The 15,473-nt window shown below is 45.8% G+C and carries 19 protein-coding genes; all 19 read right to left on the bottom strand.

The window, feature by feature from the left end:
- Window positions 1-2: 2 nt before the first annotated feature.
- Genes BXO87_RS04580 through fliJ form a run of 19 tightly spaced genes read right to left on the bottom strand, consistent with a single transcriptional unit; the run spans window position 3 to window position 15,469 of the window.
- On the bottom strand, window positions 3-1,070 hold the full coding sequence (locus tag BXO87_RS04580) for a protein-glutamate methylesterase/protein-glutamine glutaminase (protein WP_007409791.1): 1,068 nt from the start codon (window positions 1,068-1,070) through the stop codon (window positions 3-5).
- Complete coding sequence (locus BXO87_RS04575; protein WP_038458030.1) at window positions 1,067-1,960, bottom strand: MinD/ParA family protein; 894 nt, start codon at window positions 1,958-1,960, stop codon at window positions 1,067-1,069. Before BXO87_RS04575 ends, BXO87_RS04580 begins: the two co-directional genes overlap by 4 nt.
- Window positions 1,957-3,048 (bottom strand): flagellar biosynthesis GTPase FlhF, encoded by a 1,092-nt coding sequence (gene flhF / locus BXO87_RS04570; RefSeq protein ID WP_032874912.1) that lies wholly within the window; start codon window positions 3,046-3,048, stop codon window positions 1,957-1,959. Before flhF ends, BXO87_RS04575 begins: the two co-directional genes overlap by 4 nt.
- The gene (gene flhA, locus BXO87_RS04565; RefSeq protein ID WP_038458027.1) at window positions 3,048-5,081 is read right to left on the bottom strand and encodes a flagellar biosynthesis protein FlhA; all 2,034 of its coding nucleotides are present in this window, start codon (window positions 5,079-5,081) and stop codon (window positions 3,048-3,050) included. Before flhA ends, flhF begins: the two co-directional genes overlap by 1 nt.
- A 33-nt stretch (window positions 5,082-5,114) precedes the next feature.
- Window positions 5,115-6,194: a flagellar biosynthesis protein FlhB gene (gene flhB / locus BXO87_RS04560; protein ID WP_038458026.1), complete on the bottom strand. Its 1,080-nt coding sequence runs from the start codon at window positions 6,192-6,194 to the stop codon at window positions 5,115-5,117.
- Entirely contained in the window at window positions 6,194-6,973 is a 780-nt protein-coding gene (fliR, locus tag BXO87_RS04555) for a flagellar biosynthetic protein FliR (protein ID WP_003154233.1), read from the bottom strand. The genes flhB and fliR overlap by 1 nt, the downstream gene beginning before the upstream one ends.
- Before the next feature lie 6 nt (window positions 6,974-6,979).
- Window positions 6,980-7,249: a flagellar biosynthesis protein FliQ gene (fliQ, locus tag BXO87_RS04550; RefSeq protein WP_003154234.1), complete on the bottom strand. Its 270-nt coding sequence runs from the start codon at window positions 7,247-7,249 to the stop codon at window positions 6,980-6,982.
- 14 nt (window positions 7,250-7,263) lie between these two features.
- Window positions 7,264-7,929, bottom strand: coding sequence for a flagellar type III secretion system pore protein FliP (gene fliP / locus BXO87_RS04545; protein WP_012117556.1), 666 nt, complete (start codon window positions 7,927-7,929; stop codon window positions 7,264-7,266).
- The gene (gene fliZ, locus BXO87_RS04540) at window positions 7,922-8,575 is read right to left on the bottom strand and encodes a flagella biosynthesis regulatory protein FliZ (RefSeq protein ID WP_003154237.1); all 654 of its coding nucleotides are present in this window, start codon (window positions 8,573-8,575) and stop codon (window positions 7,922-7,924) included. Before fliZ ends, fliP begins: the two co-directional genes overlap by 8 nt.
- 14 nt (window positions 8,576-8,589) lie before the next feature.
- On the bottom strand, window positions 8,590-8,952 hold the full coding sequence (gene cheY, locus BXO87_RS04535; protein WP_003154238.1) for a chemotaxis protein CheY: 363 nt from the start codon (window positions 8,950-8,952) through the stop codon (window positions 8,590-8,592).
- Window positions 8,953-8,978: 26 nt separating this feature from the next.
- Window positions 8,979-10,115 carry a flagellar motor switch phosphatase FliY gene (fliY, locus tag BXO87_RS04530; RefSeq protein ID WP_038458024.1) on the bottom strand — a complete coding sequence of 379 codons (1,137 nt, stop codon included), beginning with the start codon at window positions 10,113-10,115 and terminating at the stop codon, window positions 8,979-8,981.
- Window positions 10,105-11,103, bottom strand: coding sequence for a flagellar motor switch protein FliM (fliM, locus tag BXO87_RS04525; protein WP_003154240.1), 999 nt, complete (start codon window positions 11,101-11,103; stop codon window positions 10,105-10,107). Before fliM ends, fliY begins: the two co-directional genes overlap by 11 nt.
- 33 nt (window positions 11,104-11,136) lie before the next feature.
- On the bottom strand, window positions 11,137-11,556 hold the full coding sequence (gene fliL / locus BXO87_RS04520; protein WP_007611437.1) for a flagellar basal body-associated protein FliL: 420 nt from the start codon (window positions 11,554-11,556) through the stop codon (window positions 11,137-11,139).
- On the bottom strand, window positions 11,553-11,768 hold the full coding sequence (swrD, locus tag BXO87_RS04515) for a swarming motility protein SwrD (RefSeq protein ID WP_003154243.1): 216 nt from the start codon (window positions 11,766-11,768) through the stop codon (window positions 11,553-11,555). Before swrD ends, fliL begins: the two co-directional genes overlap by 4 nt.
- A gap of 39 nt (window positions 11,769-11,807) precedes the next feature.
- Window positions 11,808-12,584, bottom strand: a complete 777-nt coding sequence (gene flgG, locus BXO87_RS04510) for a flagellar basal body rod protein FlgG (protein WP_007409783.1) — start codon at window positions 12,582-12,584, stop codon at window positions 11,808-11,810.
- A gap of 24 nt (window positions 12,585-12,608) precedes the next feature.
- Window positions 12,609-13,049 carry a flagellar hook assembly protein FlgD gene (gene flgD, locus BXO87_RS04505; RefSeq protein WP_038458020.1) on the bottom strand — a complete coding sequence of 147 codons (441 nt, stop codon included), beginning with the start codon at window positions 13,047-13,049 and terminating at the stop codon, window positions 12,609-12,611.
- Complete coding sequence (locus tag BXO87_RS04500; protein WP_038458018.1) at window positions 13,050-14,393, bottom strand: flagellar hook-length control protein FliK; 1,344 nt, start codon at window positions 14,391-14,393, stop codon at window positions 13,050-13,052.
- A gap of 6 nt (window positions 14,394-14,399) precedes the next feature.
- Window positions 14,400-15,014: a MotE family protein gene (locus BXO87_RS04495; RefSeq protein WP_038458016.1), complete on the bottom strand. Its 615-nt coding sequence runs from the start codon at window positions 15,012-15,014 to the stop codon at window positions 14,400-14,402.
- An 11-nt stretch (window positions 15,015-15,025) separates the two neighbouring features.
- Window positions 15,026-15,469, bottom strand: a complete 444-nt coding sequence (gene fliJ, locus BXO87_RS04490) for a flagellar export protein FliJ (protein WP_032874893.1) — start codon at window positions 15,467-15,469, stop codon at window positions 15,026-15,028.
- Window positions 15,470-15,473: the final 4 nt, after the last annotated feature.

Below are 15,473 nucleotides of genomic sequence, written 5' to 3'. Positions count from 1 at the left end.
ATTCACACCCTCTCTTTTTTCACACATCCGGTGATGGATGCCGCGATATCTTCCACATGTTTAATCTCATGAATGAGGCCCGCCTTTATCGCTGACTTCGGCATTCCGAACACAACACAGGATTCGTCCGATTCCGCAATCGTTTTAACGCCGCCTGTTCTGAGCATTTCTTTTACGCCCTCGGTTCCGTCGCTGCCCATGCCTGTCATAATGACGGCCACCTTTTCGTAATCGGATAAGCGGCTTGCCGACCGAAACAAATAATCGGCTGACGGTTTATGCCGGCTTTCCGTATCATGAACGTCAAGAATGATGCGGAGCCTTCCGCCTTCCTCTGCAACCGTCATATTTTTTCCGCCGGGCGCGATGTACACCCATCCGTCTTTCGCTTCTTCACCGTTTTCCGCTTCTTTGACCTGAATATCTGACAAATGGTTGAGTCTGTCTGCAAGTGAAGCGGTGAAGCCTTCAGGCATGTGCTGAACGACAAATACAGGCGCCTTTAAATCCTTCGGCAGTTTCGGAATCACCTTTTGCAGAGCCCGCGGTCCGCCTGTAGAGGTCGCGATGAATACGGCCTGCTTGGCGGATTTTGCTTTCGGTCTTTCAAATCCCGCCAAAGCCGGACGTTCCGGGATAGAAGACTCTTTCACTGCCGCCTCAGGTTTTTGTGCGCGGGACAGCCCGGCTGCAATCACCCTCTCAATCAGCTGCTCTTTAATTTTATAAAGATCAAGTGAAATCGCTCCGGAAGGCTTGGTGATAAAATCAAAAGCGCCCATTTCCAGACAGTTGATCGTTCGGTCCTTCCCTTGCTGTGTCTGGCTCGATACCATGATTACGGGAAGTTTATATATGCTGATGATCTTCCGCAATGTATCCGTTCCGTTCATGACCGGCATTTCAATATCAAGCGTGACAACATCCGGTTTAAGAAGCTCTATTTTCTTCAGCGCCTCTTCCCCGTTTCTGGCTGTCCCGATGACTTCTATCTGCACTTCCGCAGCCAGAAAATCGGTAATCATCTTTCTCATAAAAGCTGAGTCATCAACGACAAGCACACGAATCACTGTAAAGTCCTCCTCAATAAAAAAGAAGATAATCTCTCAATAAATGCCGGTTTCTCTTCTCTTGGTTTGTTTTCTTCCGTTTGAAACAAGACATCCGTCAGAAGACGGACGGACCTGCTGGCTTTTGCTTGAGGACTTTTTATTAAAAAAGGCACCTGATCAATGACGGCTTGACTTACTAGCGGGTCATCGGGTATGGAGCCGGCGAAACGCACCCCTGCGCCTAAAAACGTGTGAATCGCATGAGAAAGGCGGTTGTACGTGTCCAGCGCCTGTTTTTGGGCGCGGGCGCGATTGACGGCAATGTTTACGGTCAGCCGTTCATCCGCGAGCAAAAGATGTTTGATCGCGCTGTAGGCATCCATAATGGCCGTCGGCTCAGGCGTTGTCACGGCGAGAATGTCTTCCGCCGATAAAATAAACGGCAGCTGTTCTTTTGAAAGTCCCGCTCCCATATCAAACAGAACGTAATCAAAATCGCTTAATACAGCGGAAAGACCATTCATAAAAGCCGTCCACTTCTCTCCGTCTGCTTGATAGATCGCCTCAAGCCCCGTTCCGCCGGATATGTAGCGAAGGCCTTTCGGACCGGAGGAAAGTGATTGCGCCAACGCGTGCCGATTCTCCATCACATCAATAATGGTGCGGGAAGAAGCAGCGCCGATCAGCACATCAATGTTGCCCATTCCGATGTCAAGATCAATGATGAGTGCTTTTTTTCCTTTTTCCTGCAGGGCAACTGCCATGTTTAATGTTAAATTAGATTTTCCGACGCCGCCTTTACCGCTGATGACGGCTAATGTCTTCGCTTTTTTCTCATAAAGCTCCGGCTTGATCATTTGCCGCTCTCTCATTTTCTTTCTTAATGACTCTGCCTGATCGGGTTTCATGTCAAAAGCATCCTTACAAACTCTTTTGGTGAAGCCGATAGGATGTCTTCAGGCACATCCTGTCCATTTGTCAAATAGGCGGCGCCGATTCTTGATTCCGACAGCACTTGAAACACGGAGCCGAGTGAGGCGGTTTCATCCGTTTTCGTGAAAATGAATTGATTGACCGGCACACCTGAAAACTGTTTCAGCACCTGTTTCATATCTTCATATTTTGCAGATGCCGATAATACGAGAAAGGATTGTAAGCCTGATTCAAACGGAATCATCTCTTGTAATTCCGTAATATACTGCTCTTCTTTAAAGTTTCTACCGGCTGTATCAATGAAAACGTGGTCATATTCAGCGAATTTTTCCAGTGCCTTCAGACATTCTTCCTTTGAATAGCATACTTCAAGAGGAGCCTGAAGCAGCTCCGCATATGTCTTCAGCTGCTCGACCGCGGCAATCCGGTAAGTATCCGTCGTCATAAAGGCAATTTTTTTATGCTCTGTCAGCATTGATGAGGCCGCGAGTTTCGCAAGTGTAGTCGTTTTGCCGGCCCCGGTTGAACCGAAAAGCACGACGTATTTTGATTGAATCCCTTCCTGCCACCTGTCTGCCGAAGGGAGTTTTTTCACTAACAAATCCTGCAGTTTTGAGCTGACATTATCTTCAGTTAAATCTCCGGAAACAATTGAAGAACGGAGCAATTCACTGAGTACGGCGTTTTGCGTATGATCAGGAAGCCCGGCTTGCTTCAATAGTCTCTCGGCTTTTTTTAATGGTTCAGGGAGCACTTCTTTAAAATGCGCCAGTTCGCCGGAAATGCTTTGATCCGGAAGACGCGGCGGCTGAACAGGCTCAGCTTTCTCCGCCGTTTCCGTCTTTTTCATTTCTTCAGCGGCAGCCGGCGGCGTTTTTCTCGCTTCCCTGACGTCACGATCTAAAACCGCTATCACTTCGACGGCCTGCTGCGACCGCAGCCCCAGCCATTTTCGTTTCTTTACTTGTTTGGAATGTAAAATAACGGCATCATTGCCGAGTTCCTTTTTGATTTGCTTCGCGGCATCCTGCATTGAAGCGGCTGTAAATTTTTTTATTTTCATTAAATATCCACCACTCCAATGCTCTGTACTTCAACATTTGCTTCCAGCTCATTATAAGAAAGAACCGGAAGATCAGGGAAATACCGTTCTAACAGCTGTTTTACATACATTCTGACAGCAGGCGAGCAAAGAAGAATCGCCGACTCCTGACGGATGGAAAGCTGCTCGGCTTCTTTAGCGACAGAACGGATGATGCTGTCTGAAACCTCAGGGTCGAGTGACAGGTAATTGCCCTGTTCAGTCTGCTGAACCCCGTCTGCAATCGCTTTTTCCACCCGGCCTGAGCATGTGATGACCTTCAGCGTTTCATGCTCTCTCGCATATTGTGCCGTGATTTGTTTGGCAAGCGACTGTCTCGCGTATTCTGTCAAAAGATCTGAATCTGTCGTTAATCTCCCGTAATCGGCAAGAGTTTCAAAAATGGTCACCAAGTTTCTGATTGAAACTTTTTCTCTCAGCAATTTGGCAAGCACCTTTTGAATATCGCCGACAGAAAGAGGGTTTGGCGTGACTTCCTCAACAAGCACAGGATAATTTTCCTTCAGATGATCGATCAGCTGCTTTGTTTCCTGTCTGCCGACCAGTTCATGGGCATGCTGCTTAATTTTTTCTGTAATATGCGTAGATACGACTGACGCCGGATCAACAACTGTATACCCCAGCATGTCCGCTTCATCTTTTGCAGCTTCGCTGATCCATTTTGCGGGAAGTCCGAACGACGGTTCAATCGTTTCAATTCCTTCAATGACGTCATCTTCAGGCGTCGGTGACATCGCTAAGTAATGATCCAGCAGGAGCTCTCCTTTAGCGACTTCATTGCCTTTAATTTTCAATCTGTATTCATTCGGCTGGAGCGCGATGTTATCCCTGATGCGCACAACCGGAATAACAAGTCCCAATTCAAGCGCAAGCTGACGTCTGATCATGACGATGCGGTCAAGAAGATCACCGCCCTGCCCCGCGTCTGCAAGCGGCACGAGTCCGTATCCGAACTCAAATTCAATCGGATCAATATGTAAAAGCTGCACAACGCTTTCCGGGCTTTTCAGTTCATCCGCCTGAGCCTCTTCTTCAAGAATTTCTTCCTCTTCTTCGCTCGGCTTATCCGTTTTGGACAGCGTATAAGCGCCGAATGCAAGCAGACCGGCGATCGGCCCCGTCAGCAGAATGCCGATCGGTGTAAGAAGACCGAGCAAAAGTACAGTTCCCGCGGCTACATATAAGAGCTTCGGATAAGCAAACAGCTGGCCTGTAATATCATGACCGAGGTTTCCTTCAGATGCCGCTCTCGTCACGACAATCCCTGTAGCCGTTGAAATGAGCAAGGCCGGCATTTGAGAAACGATACCGTCACCGACCGTCAGCATTGTAAAGTGAGAAGCGGCTTCTTGTATGCTCATCCCCTGCTGCAGCATGCCGATTACGATTCCGAAAATAATATTGATCATCACGATGATGATACCCGCGATGGCATCCCCTTTGACGAATTTGCTCGCACCGTCCATGGCGCCGTAAAAATCCGCTTCCCGGCCGACTTTTTCACGTCTGTGCTTTGCATCCTGCTCCGTAATCATGCCGGCATTTAAATCCGCGTCAATACTCATTTGCTTTCCGGGCATCGCATCGAGCGTAAATCTCGCCGCCACTTCCGATACCCGCTCGGCGCCTTTTGTAATGACGATAAACTGAATAATAATCAAGATAATGAAGACAACAAGCCCTACCAGCACATTTCCGCCGACAACGAAATTCCCGAATGTCTCAACAACCTTTCCCCCTTCTCCGTGAGAAAGAATCGAACGTGTCGTCGACACATTGAGCGCAAGCCGAAACAGCGTCAATAACAGCAGTAATGACGGGAATATCGAGAATTGCAGCGGTTCTTGCATATTCATTGTGGTGAGAAGCACGATCAACGCAAGAGAGATATTAATGATGATCAAAATACTTAACAACCATGGAGGGAATGGAATCACCAGCATTGCCACAATGAGGACAACACTTATTAAAACCGATAAATCTCTTGTTGACATGCTGTTTTTCTCTCCTTTTGAATCTGAAATTCACTATACTTTTTGTTTCGTTTTATATACATAAGCCAAAATTTCCGCAATGACTTTGAAAAACTCTTCCGGCACGGCCTGGTCAATGTCAACCTGATCATATAACGCACGCGCGAGCGGTCTGTTTTCAATCGTCATGACATCGTGTTCTTTGGCGATCTGCCTGATTTTTAATGCGAGATGGTCGACCCCTTTGGCAACAATGTAAGGGGCGTCCATTTTCTTTTCATCATATTTTAAAGCTATCGCATAATGGGTCGGGTTGGTAATGATGACATCCGCTTTCGGCACTTCCTGCATCATCCGCCTCATCGCCATTTCCCGCTGCTTCTGCTTAATTTTGGACTTGATAATCGGATCACCCTCCGATTTTTTGTATTCATCTTTTATATCCTGCTTTGACATTCTGATATTTTTCTCATAGTCAAAACGCTGATATAAATAATCAAGCCCGGCCAGCAGCATTAAAGCCCCTGATCCCGCAAGCCCCATCCAAAGCGTGAGCTTGGAAACGAAAGTGAGCACTTCCGCAGGCGTTAAAAGCGGAAGGCGGAGAATATCGCCATAATGAAGCCAGAGCACCATAAAGGCGGCAAAACCGACCACGGTAATCTTCAAAATGGATTTGACCAGTTCAACAATCGCCCTCATGCTGTAAATCCGCTTAAATCCTTTCAGCGGGCTGAGCTTATTCAAGTCAGGCTTGAGGACTTCCGCAGAAAACAGAAAACCCACCTGCATGTAATTGCTCACGACACCTGCCACAAGTGCGACCAGCATAACCGGCGCGAGGATAAGGCTGATATCTTTCACCGTATCCACGAACAGTTCATGCACGGCAGATGCTGACAGATGTAATGTTATCGATTTCGTATAAAACGTTTTAATAAAGGACAGCAGCCTGTCCCGCATATAAGGACCGAGCGCGATCAGCGAAAGAAAGATAATCAGTAAAGAAACGGCTGTATTCACATCCGCACTTTTCGCGACCTGTCCTTTCTTTCTTGTATCCTTCCGTTTTTTCGGAGTGGCTTTCTCCGTTTTTTCACCGGCAAAGAATTGCAGATTCAGTCTGAGTCTCATCATGTCACACCGACCAATGCCAATAGATTCCGCATGGTTTCAACGGTAAGGCTGAAGATGTTGCGGACAACGACAAACATCACCGCCATACAAACGATCAGCATAATAAAGCTCACGGCTATTTTCAGAGGAAGCCCGACAACGAAAACATTCAGCTGCGGCACCGTTCTCGCCACGATACCGAGCGCCAAATCAACTAAAAACAGACTGGCCACAACCGGCGCAGACATTTGAAAAGCGATAATAAACATGGCATTGAAGCTTTTTGCGATAAAAAGTCCAAAGTGATCATTTCCAAACGACGGAAATGCCTGATCAAGCGGGATATACTGAAAGCTGTAATAAATCCCGTCCAATAAAAGATAATGGGCGTTTACGCTGAGCATAAATAACAGCGCCAGCGTATAAACGAATTGTCCGATCAGCGGACTTTGCGTTCCTGATTGCGGATCAATCACATTGGCGATGGAAAAGCCCATCTGAAAATCAATAAAGGAACCCGCTATCTGAATGGCTGTCATCATCATGAAAGCAATCAGCCCAAGGCTCAAGCCCACAACGGCCTCTTTTATGACAAGCAGCATATACTGTTCCCCTATTTCTATTTCCGGCGCATGTTTCAGCGTGCTGAAGCAGATCACCGAAAGAAAAAAAGCAAAGCCGATTCGGTGAACCGCCGGCAGATTCCGATGTCCGAACACCGGCACCGTTACAAAAAAAGCAGAGATTCTGATAAAGACCAATAAAAAAGCGGGAAATAAATCAATGATGGAATTCATTTGATTCTACCCTGCAAATCGGTTCAGATGAGAGAACAGATCAGTTGTGAACGAAAGAATCGTCGACAGCATCCAAGGACCGAAAAAGATCAGTCCAAGCATCACCGCCACGATTTTCGGAATGAACGCAAGCGTCTGTTCCTGGATTTGAGTTGTCGCTTGAAAGATACTGACGAGCAAACCGACGATCAGCGCGATCGCAAGCAGCGGCCCGCTGATCATTAGTGTTACATATACGGCTTTTTCCGCCATGGAAATTACAAATTCTGAACTCACAATTAGCACCTACCCTAAAAGCTGTCAAGCAAAGATTTCACGATTAAATACCATCCATCGACCAAAACGAAAAGCAATATTTTAAAGGGCAGAGAGATCATAACCGGCGGTAGCATCATCATTCCCATTGACATTAAGACGCTCGCCACGACCATATCGATAATTAAAAACGGAATAAAAATCATAAAGCCCATTTGAAAAGCGGTTTTGAGTTCTGATATCGCATAAGCGGGCACCATCGTCGTCAAAGGAATATCCTGAATCGATTCAGGTTTTTTCATTTTGGCATAGTTCATAAACAGCGCCAGATCCTTCTGCCTTGTATGCTTGCTCATATACTCTTTAATCGGCTTCTCGGCTTTTGTATATGCTTCATCGAGACTGATTTTGTTGTCCATCAGCGGCGTTAAGGCTTCCTTATTAATCTCTGAAAAAGTCGGCGCCATAATAAAAAACGTCAAGAACAGCGCAAGGCCGATTAAAACCTGGTTGGGAGGCATGTTCTGCGTCGCCAGTGAGGTTCTTACAAAAGACAAGACGATGACGATTCTGGTAAAGCAGGTCATCAAAATCAGAATCCCCGGCGCCACTGAAAAGACAGTCAAAAGCAGCAGTAATTTAACAGTGGAGCTGACTTCGGTCGGACTGTTTGAATTAAAAAGATTAATGAATTCATTCATGATGATAAGGGCCTTTCTTCTTTCCTTCAGAACGGCTTTGTTTCAGCTCGTTCAGCTGTTCTTTCAGCGCTTTTGAAAACGACGGAAGCATCGTTTGCGGCTTTTTTTCTCCATCCTTACGCGGATTTACGAGCTTGGTCCATTCCACTTTTGAAGACATCGACTCTTCGTATTGGCTCAGAATCGCCTCGCGCTCTTTTTCATCTTCAATTTCTTTTAAAAGCTGTATTGTTTCGCCCACACCGACTACGAGAACGCTGTTTCCCACTTTAATCAGCTGCACGGAACGGTTTTGGCCGACTGACGTTCCGCCGATATTTTCTACATATTGAAACGGCTTCAGCAGACGGTTTCTTCTATTCATCAGTTTGACAAATCCATAGATCAGCAGAATGACGAATAATAACGCCCCAATCATCTTTACAAAATCAAAAGCGGAGACAGAAGATGCAGAAGCATCCCCTATCTCTTGATCAGCCGTTTGTTTCGATGTATCGCTTTTTTTCTCTGTTTTGTTTGTTGATTGTTTGTCAAACCATTCGTTGACGGTGGAATTGTCAGACTCCGCCGCAAAAGCAGGGAACGGATGTACATTGAGTAAAACGAAACAACAAATCAAAGCTAGTAAACCATGACTCTTTTTCAACAGTCGTACACCCTTTAGCTTAATGTTTTATTAATGGCTTCAAGCACGCGGTCCGCTTGGAACGGTTTCACGATAAAGTCTTTTGCGCCGGCTTGAATCGCGTCAATAACCATTGACTGCTGGCCCATAGCCGAACACATGATGATTTTCGCCTGCGGATCGATTTGTTTAATTTCCTTTAAAGCTGTAATCCCGTCCATTTCAGGCATTGTAATATCCATTGTCACAAGGTCGGGGGAATGCTCTTTGAATTTTTCGACTGCCTGCGCTCCGTCTGAAGCTTCAGCTACAACGTCAAAACCGTTCTTCACTAAAATATCCTTGATCATCATTCTCATAAATGCTGCATCGTCTACAATTAAAATTCTGTGTGCCATAATCTGTTTCTCTCCTCTATGTTCGCTTATTTTAAATTGTTAAGGCGGTCTGCCTGACTTAAAATATCAGTGACTCTCACGCCGAAGTTTTCTTCTATGACAACGACCTCGCCCTTTGCCACGATCCGCTGGTTGACCAGGATGTCAACAGGTTCACCAGCCAGCTTGTCAAGCTCAATAATGCTTCCCGCAGAAAGTTCAAGGATTTCTTTGACGCTTCTCTTCGTTCTGCCGAGCTCAACCGTAACGGAAAGCGGAATATCCATCAGCATATCAAGGTTATTCCTTGATCCTTGCGCCGCTTCGTTATGATCAAACGCCTGGAATTCTACCGGAGCGACTTGAACAGGAGCAGCTTTTTTTGCGGTTCCCTGTCTCTTCGGAAGCTCGGGTTTTGCCTGCGGCTCCGGCTGCATGGCAGGTTCCGGCTGCGGCGTTTCGTATGTTTGCTGAGGTTCTGATACGGTTTCTGCGGCCTCTGACTCATGCTGGTCTGCAGTCATCAGGTCTGCGATCAGATCTTTCGCAAACGTAATCGGATAAAGCTGCATGATACTCGAATCGATTAATTCGCCGACTTTCAGACGGAATGACACTTTTACGAGCAGGTCATCCTCAGGTATTCTGTCGGTCCCTTTTTCTTCCGTCACATCCAGAAGTTCAACCCTTGGCGGAGAAATGTCAATCTTTTTACTGAACACGGTCGACATTGACGTAGCAGCCGAGCCCATCATTTGATTCATTGCTTCCTGCACGGCGCTCAGGTGGATTTCACCGAGTGACGGATCGGCGCCCCGGCCGTCCCCTCCGATCATCAAATCCGCGATGATGGCCGCGTCGCTTTGTTCGACGACGAGCAAATTGCTGCCGTCAAAGCCTTCTGTGTAGTTCACTTCAATGGCAACATACGGATGAGGAAATTCATCACTGATTTTGCTTTTTGAAATGACGGTCACACTCGGCGTCGTAATGTCCACTTTTTGATTTAAAAGAGTGGACAGCGCCGTAGCCGAGCTGCCGAACGAAATATTCCCGATTTCTCCGATCGCATCTCGCTCAAGTTCAGACAAGTTCGCCCCTTGAGACTGTTCTGTATCCTCTGATTGACTGTTTGTGCCGTTAAGAAGAGCATCGATTTCATCTTGAGATAATCTATTGTTCATCTTGTTCACCTCTTATGTCGTGATCTAAAATTTGCACTGCCTGTCTTCGATTCACCCGGCCGGCCTGCCCTAAAAACTTCGGTTTGTTTCCGACCAATACAGTAAGAGGATCAGTCACTGATTTGTCCAGAGTTATACAGTCCCCGACTTCCAAACTTAAAAATTCTTCTATTGTCAGTTCAGAAGCGCCCAAGAGAGCCACAACGGGAATTTGAGCCGTCATGATGCGCTTTTCAAGCAACTTCGTTTCTTCGGGCTTCGCTTCATTCCGGTCTGATTGCATCCAATAATGTACGGAAAGCTTAGGGATAATCGGCTCAAGTACGACATGGGGAATACAAAGATTAATGACACCGCTGATTTCACCTATCTGTGTATTGAGAGAAATGACAACGACTGTTTCATTTGGGGAAACCATCTGTACAAACTGAGGATTCACTTCAAATTCAGTCATTTCAGGGTCAATATCAGCAATCGATTGCCAAGCTTCTTTGTAGTTGCCCAGTGCATTTTCAAATAAGTTAGAAATAATATTCGTTTCAATTTCCGTAAGGCTGTCAGCTTTGTTATGAGTGATGCCGATGCCTCCCATGACGCGGTCAAGCATTGCGTATGCGATGGTGGGATTAACCTCCATCATGATTCTGCCTTCCATCGGATGAACATCGAATAAATTTAAAATCGTCATGTTCGGTATGGAACGGATAAATTCTTCATACGGCACCTGGTCAACTGAGCTGACGGATATATGAATATACGTTCTGAGCTTGGCGGAAAAGTGTGTTGTGAGAAGCCTCGCAAAGTTATCATGTATCCGGGTTAAACTGCGTATCTGATCTTTCGAGAATCTGAGAGCCCGTTTAAAATCATATACCTTTACTTTTTTCTCTTTAACTTCCTTTTTCAGCTCTTCCGCATCCGCCTCACCCGTGGAAATGGCGGAAAGCAGTGCGTCTATTTCATTTTGGGAGAGAACTTCTCCTGACATTTTCTTCACCTCCGTATTCTGTCAAATTTGTTTTTATTGCAGATTAAAGGAGGTAATGTACACTTTCTGAACTTTTCCTTCTTGGAGATAGCTGTTTACTTTCTCTTTTAATGATTGTTTAAACGCTTCTCTTCCTTTATCTCCCTCAATCTCTCCGGCGCTTGTGTCGGCTAAAATGGAAATGATGTTGTCTTTCACCTGAAAATCGCGTTTTTCAAGTTCTTCCTTCGCTTTAGCCGAGTCGGTTTCAAGCTTGATGCCGATACGGATGATGCTGTCAGACTTTAAGTTTGTCGTGATATCGTCGACAGACACAGTGGCTGCAACGACTTCGTCAATTGTCGGTTTTTTATCTTTGTCGGAATTTCCGCTGACGACAAAATATGCTGCCGTTCCGAGGCCGGCGATGACAATTAAAATAATCAGCAAAATGATGACTAATTTTTTCTTCATTCTTCTTCCTCTATTCCCTGATCCAGTGAAAATATTTGTATGCTATGGTAAAACGATATGACTTTTTTGAGAACTGCTTCTTCCGGTTCTTTCACTACGAACTTTTTGCCGTTGGACAGTGTAATCGTCGTGTCGGGGAAGCACTCAATCTGTTCGATAAACAGCGCGTTCAGCGTAAAAGGCTGGCCGTTTAAACGGGTGACTTGAATCATGCAATCCGGAGAAGCGGCCTAACCGCCTCTCCTCCCTCCTTACCGTTTCAGATTAACCAGCTCCTGAAGGATTTCATCTGAAGTCGTAATGATTTTTGAATTTGATTGGAAACCGCGCTGAGCAACGATCATTTCGGTAAATTCATCTGTCAGATCTACGTTTGACATTTCAAGATAGCCTGCCAAAAGCTTACCCGTTCCGTTTTCGCCCGGAGTGGTGACTGCGCTCGCAGCTCCTGAACTTAATGATTCTCTGTAAAGGTTGCCTCCGATTTTTTCCAGACCGGCGCTGTTAGGGAACGTGACCAGACCGATTTGTCCGGCATCATGAACCTCATCCCCTGCATCAGTGTATGTAACCGTTCCGTCTGCACCGATGCTGTAATCTTTCGCATCAGTCGGAATATTGATTTTGCCGCCGCCGATTTTTTCAAGGTAGTACCCGTCAGTCGTAACAAGGTTCCCTTGATTGTCCTTTCCGAAATTCCCCGCACGTGTGTAAACAATTCCCGCGCCTGTATTAATCTGAAAGTAGCCGTCTCCGTCAATGGCTAGGTCGGTTTTATTCTGTGTAGCCTGCGGGGCGCCGGTTGAATGAACGACATCAATGGAAGAAGTCGCGGCACCTAAGCCGATTTGTTTTGAATTGGTCACGTTTGAACCGCCGGCGACTGTCTGGCTGATCATATCTTTAAATGTAACGCGGCTTTTCTTAAATCCTACTGTGTTGACGTTGGCGATGTTATTGCCGATTACATCTAGTTTTGTCTGAAAGTTTTTCATGCCGCTGATACCGGAATATAATGAACGTAACATGTTAAATTCCCCCTGGGTTTCTTTTTATTTAGATGTTTCGCTGACGGCCGTGACATTCCACGGACTGACCTCTTTGCCATTTTCAAGCACGAGCACGTAATTGCCGTTTGAATGCTTGACTGAATTGACCGGGCTTGTCTGATCCTTCCCGTCGCTGTCGCTGAATGTGACATTTTTACCGATCCAGTTCACATACATCGTAAACGGATCTTGATTTTCTACAAATTTAGTCATCGTCGTATTCATATTCATCATTTGCTCCAATGAAGAAAATGTCGCCATCTGGCTGATGAATTCTTTGTCATCAATCGGATTGAGCGGGTCCTGGTTTTGAACCTGTGTCATTAAGATCTTCAGAAATTCGTCTTTCCCTAAATTCGTGCTGCTGTTTACTGCGGAGGTGCTCTTCGCGCTTGAAGTGGTTGAAGCGCCCGCCGCGGCATAATCCGAGTTTACTGATGTCAACTATTCTTCCTCCATTTCATTGAGAGAAAGCTCCTCCAGCATATCTCCGAAATCGCCTGACTGCTGCTGGTTCTTCTGCTCTCTCTGTCCCTGATGCTGCTGTTTATTGTGATCGGCCGTCTGCCCGTAAACAGGCTGCTGATCCCCGCTTTGAAGCGGGACTGTAAAACGGTCGACCTGGACCGACATATTCGGAAGCGACTGTTTCAGCTGAGGAAGATGCTGTTCCAGCAGCTCTTTCGCGGACTGGCTGGATGCGATTATTTTGCTTTGAAACATTCCGTTTTCGTTTGTCACCTTAATTGTGACAAATCCGAGGTTCTCGGGATTAAGACGAATCGTAAAGCTTCCGGTTGTTTTCCCGAAAGGCGTGTATTTCATCTGTTTCCAGCCGCTGATGACCTGATCCGTCAACGGTTTATTTTCTGCCGGCTGCTGTTCAGCTCCTGCGGGCGTTTGCTGAATGCCGGCAAGGCTTCTCGTTCCCGAAAACAGGATATGTGCAGACAATTTGCTGTCAGGCGCCTTTGCGTGAGAAACCGTGCCGCCGTTTTGCTGTTCTGTTTTCCCGGCTGACTCTTGGGATGATTCAGATGATTGAGATAACACAAAAGCTTTCAGCTCAGTTTCAGCCATATCCCATTCCTTTGTTCCCTTTTGAGAAAGGCCCGCAAGCTGCTCCGCGACGCTTTGAAAGCTCTTCAGCTCAGCGGCTGTCATGGAGTAAAGTTTAGATGCAGATTCGTTTTTCGGAAAAAATGTCTGCCGCAGGTCTTGAATCACGCGGTCCGGAACGCCTTGTTTTTTCAATGCCTCTAATAAACGGGCGCCTTCCTGGTAAACCGCCTTTGCCTTCGCGCTGTCAGGCAGTTCCTGCTGAGATGTGAAGAGCTGGGATACGGCTTCTTGAATGAAAAGCAGACCCTTCTCAAGCGCATCCTTGACGGAATCCCCGTCTTTTGCGGAAGAATCCGGCTCATCCGTTTCAGGCTTCGCCCCATGCTGTTTGCCCGCTAACATGTCTTCAACAGATTCGGCAAGCTGTTTCAATAAAGGAAGAGCTGTTTCAGCCGTCTGCTTTCCTTCAAGAGCTTTTACCGCCTCAAGCAGCTGTTTTAGCTGCAATTCTTTATCTTCCGGGCCGGCTTTCAGCCAATCACCGATTTTCGATAGAGCATCATTCAGCTCTGCGTCACTTGTTTTTGTTTCATCTCCGGGCTGCCGGGGAGAAGTGATTTCCGACAGGAGCCAGTTCTGAAATAGACCTAAGCTGTTCACATTCATCTTCACATTGCTGTTTTGCGCAGTCTGCGTACGATTACCAGTTAATTCAAGCAGCTTCAACTTACATCACTCCTTATTTCCGTCAGCGGATAGTTTTTCTGTATATTTAGCCGCTTGTTCAGGAGTCATTTTCGTCAAGATTTCAGCAAGCTGCTTTTTACTTAATCCGTTTAAAATATCGAGGGCTTCTTTTTCTTTCAGCTTTACGATAATGCTTGCCGCTTTACCGCTGTCCATACTTTTATAGATGTTGATCATTTTATCTTTTCCGGCTGATTCCGAAGCGTCTTTTTTCATTTCATCCGTCTTCGTTTTCTGCTGCTGTTCAGCTTCCTGTTTCAGTGAACGGATTTTCTGATTCAGATCATCGATTTCGGACTTGCTTGTGTCTAAATCTTTATTCAAAATGTTAATTTCACTTTTTTGTTCCTTTATGGTCTTTTCAAGAGAAGCCGTTCTGTCTTCCTTCTGCTTTTCCGCCGCGCTTTTCATTTCTTTCGTTTCGGGAACCAATTCTTTTAAAACAGGCGTTTTAGCGGCTGTTTCCTGAATCGGCTTCATCACATCAACGCCGGCAGCCCAAAGGATGATGCTTGCGACGATGATCAGAAAAATCAGCGGGATCATGATAAAAAGCAGGATTGAACCGAACTTTCCAGATCTCTTTTCTTTATCGGCCATTTCATTCGCTCCTAATGCCCCTGAATCATAAACTGCTTGATTGAAATGTCGTCCATTTCCCTCATCTCTGCAGCTTTGTCTTCAAGTGCGAACATATTAAATTGTTTTTCCCGCATTTTTTCAAATTTCTTTACTTCAATGTTTTTTTCGGTGAGCTGTTCCTGCTTCTCATTCATTTCATTTCGTTTCATGATGACAAGCTTTTGATAATGATAGATGGTGTTCTCAAGATTGGAAACGAAGTGCTGATAATGTCTCATTTCCTGAACGCTCATCCCGCATTTCAGCTTTGATTCTTTGTCTTTTTCGAGCAATTCTTTTTTGCTCATATTTTCATATAGTTTTTCAGCTACTGTCTCAAATTCAGAAACCGATTGTCTGTATTCAGTCAATGTTTGGTCTTTTTCATTTTCTTTTAATTCCAGCAGCTTTTGAAATCTGAATTGGTATGCCACGATG

Source organism: Bacillus sp. GZB, from assembly GCF_001975995.1.
GTDB classification, from domain to species: domain Bacteria; phylum Bacillota; class Bacilli; order Bacillales; family Bacillaceae; genus Bacillus; species Bacillus velezensis.
This window is presented reverse-complemented; position numbering and strand designations above follow the sequence as displayed.